The sequence below is a fragment of the Variovorax sp. 20P10.2.4 genome, from assembly GCF_058244205.1.
The window spans coordinates 1-2,383 of the sequence record NZ_JBZAYE010000889.1 but is presented as its reverse complement, the minus strand read 5'-3'; the positions used below and the strand labels follow the sequence as shown (position 1 = coordinate 2,383).

Genomic DNA, 2,383 nt, shown 5'->3' with positions numbered 1-2,383 from the left:
AGCGTGCCGCGGCCTTCGGCGCGCAGCTTGAGGTCGAGGCACAGCGCGACCAGCGCGCCCTTGGTGTAGTAGCTGACCGTGCCGTTAGGCGTCTGCTCGTCCTGCCGGTAGTACTTGACCCAGGCGTCGAAGCTCGCGTCGGCCACCGACTGCACCTGCCGGCCCGGCGTCTGCTGCACCTGGTTGATGGTCTTGTTGACCAGCCGCAGGTAGGCCGCGTCGTCGATCAGTTCGGCGCGGCGCAGCAGCAGGTCGTCGTAGTAGCTGGTGAAGCCCTCGAAGAACCACAGCAGCCGCGTGTAGTTCTCGCGGCCGTAGTCGTAGCGCGCGAACTCGGCCGGCCGCAGCCGCTTCACGTTCCAGGTGTGGAAGTACTCGTGGCTGATCAGGCCCAGCAGCGTGACGTAGCCGTCTGCGGACTTCTTCATGCCGAGCTGCGGCAGGTCGCGCCGGTTGCAGATCAGCGCCGTCGAATGGCGATGCTCGAGGCCGCCGTAGCCGTCGTCGACCGCGTTGAGCATGAACACATAGCGGTCGATCGGCGGCTTCGGGCCGCCGCGCTTGCCGACCTTGTCGCCGTGCCAGAAGCGCATCTCGGCTTCGCAGATGGCCTTCGTGTCGGCCAGCAGCCGTTCGCCGTCGAACGAGGCCGCGGCACCCGCGACCACGAAGCGGTGCGGCACGCCGCCGGCCTCGAACTCGCCGCTCCAGAAGGCGCCGAGTTCGACCGGGCTGTCGGCCAGTTCGTCGTAGTCGGCCGCGAGGTAGCGGCCGAAGCCATGGCGGTCGGTCTTCAGCGGCGGCAGCGCGGTGGCGCAGGACCAGGGCGCGGCGCCCTCGGGCAGCGCCGAGGCGGCGGGCGCGACGATCTCGAGCGCATGCGGCGCATCGGTCTGGCCTTCGACCCGCAGGCACAGGCTGGTGCCGTTGAAGAAGCCGCGCTCGGCGTCGAGCCAGGCGGTGCGCACCGAGTTGTCGTAGGCGCAGACCTTGTAGCGCAGCACCAGCGGCTGGCCGGCCGTGCATTCGACGCGCCAGCTGCACTTGTCGAGCTGCGTCAGCACCGGTGCCTTGCGCCGGCCCTGCGAGGCCTGCAGCCCCTGCAGGTTCTTGGCGAACTCGCGCACGAGGTAGCTGCCCGGGATCCACACCGGCAGCGTCAGCTGCTGCTCGGCCGCGGGGCGATCGATGGTGAGCGTGACCTCGAACAGGCGCGCGTGCAGGTCGGCGCATTCCACGCGGTAGTGCACGCCGGGCGCGGCCACGGCCGCGGGCGCCGCGGCCGCGCGCCGCGAGGGGGACTTCGTCGCCATCAGCTGGCGGAGGCGGCGAGTTGCTTCTCGACCTGCTCGGCGGGCACGGCGCCCGGGGTGCGGGTGCCGTTGCTGTAGATCAGGGTGGGCGTGCCGGTGATGTTGTAGCGGCGGCCGAACTCGACGTTGCGCTGCAGCGCGGTCACGTCGCAGCTGCCGGGCGCGGTGGCCGGGCGCGTGCCCGCTTCCATCCAGTCGCTCCAGGCCTTGCCCTTGTCCTTGCTGCACCAGATGTCGCGCGACTTGACGGTCGAATCGGGTCCCAGCACCGGATAGAGGAACAGGTAGACGGTGACGTTGTCGACCGACTTCATGTCCTTCTCGAAGCGCTTGCAGTAGCCGCAGTTCGGGTCCTCGAAGACCGCGAGCTTGCGCTTGCCGTTGCCGCGCACGATCTTGATCGCGTCCTTCACGGGCAGCTTGTCGAAGGCCACCTCGGACAGCTTCGCCACGCGTTCCTCGGTGAGGTTGCGGCGCGCGTTCACGTCGATCATGTTGCCCTCGAGCAGGTAGTTGCCCTGCTCGTCGGTGTAGTAGATCTGCGCGCCGTTGACGCGCACCTCGTAGAGGCCGGGCATCGGCGACTTGCTGACTTCGTCGATGGTCGGGAACTGCGGGATGCGTTCCTTGAGGTTCTTGCGGATCTCGGCTTCGCCGGCATGGGCGCCGAAGGCCGCGAGCGACGCGAAGGCGGCGGGAAGCAGGTGGCGTGCGAGTGTCTTCATGGGTTCGAGGGGGTCGTGTTTCGGTTCGTCCGGGATCAGGTCTTCAGGCCCATGGCCTGCCGCGTGACCCAGTGCTTGACCAGGCGCGTGCGGTCGAAACCGCGCATGCCCCAGTTGCGCAGCGCGGGCAGCGGGCCCAGGCTGTGCGAGAAGAGTTGCTGCAGCCCGTCGGTGGCGAGGCTCATCTGCAGCACCTCGGTGCGGCGCGTGCGTTCGTAGCGGCGCAGCAGGCGCGGGTCGCCCACGCTGCGCCAGTAGTCGCGTTCCTTGACGACGGCGGCCAGCGCGGCCGCGTCGGCCAGGCCGAGGTTCAGGCCCTGGCCCGCGAGCGGATGCACGGTGTGG

At 69.4% G+C, this 2,383-nt stretch carries 2 protein-coding genes and 1 pseudogene; all 3 read right to left on the bottom strand.

Annotated elements, in window-relative coordinates:
• Positions 1-1,313 (bottom strand): M61 family metallopeptidase (locus tag AC27VN_RS39040; protein ID WP_490880147.1); only part of this gene is annotated, 1,313 nt, incomplete at its 3' end.
• Positions 1,313-2,038, bottom strand: coding sequence for a DsbC family protein (locus AC27VN_RS39035; RefSeq protein WP_490880146.1), 726 nt, complete (start codon positions 2,036-2,038; stop codon positions 1,313-1,315). The genes AC27VN_RS39040 and AC27VN_RS39035, both read right to left, overlap by 1 nt.
• A gap of 35 nt (positions 2,039-2,073) precedes the next feature.
• Positions 2,074-2,383, bottom strand: a pseudogene (locus AC27VN_RS39030) (FAD-dependent monooxygenase); the annotation flags it as partial.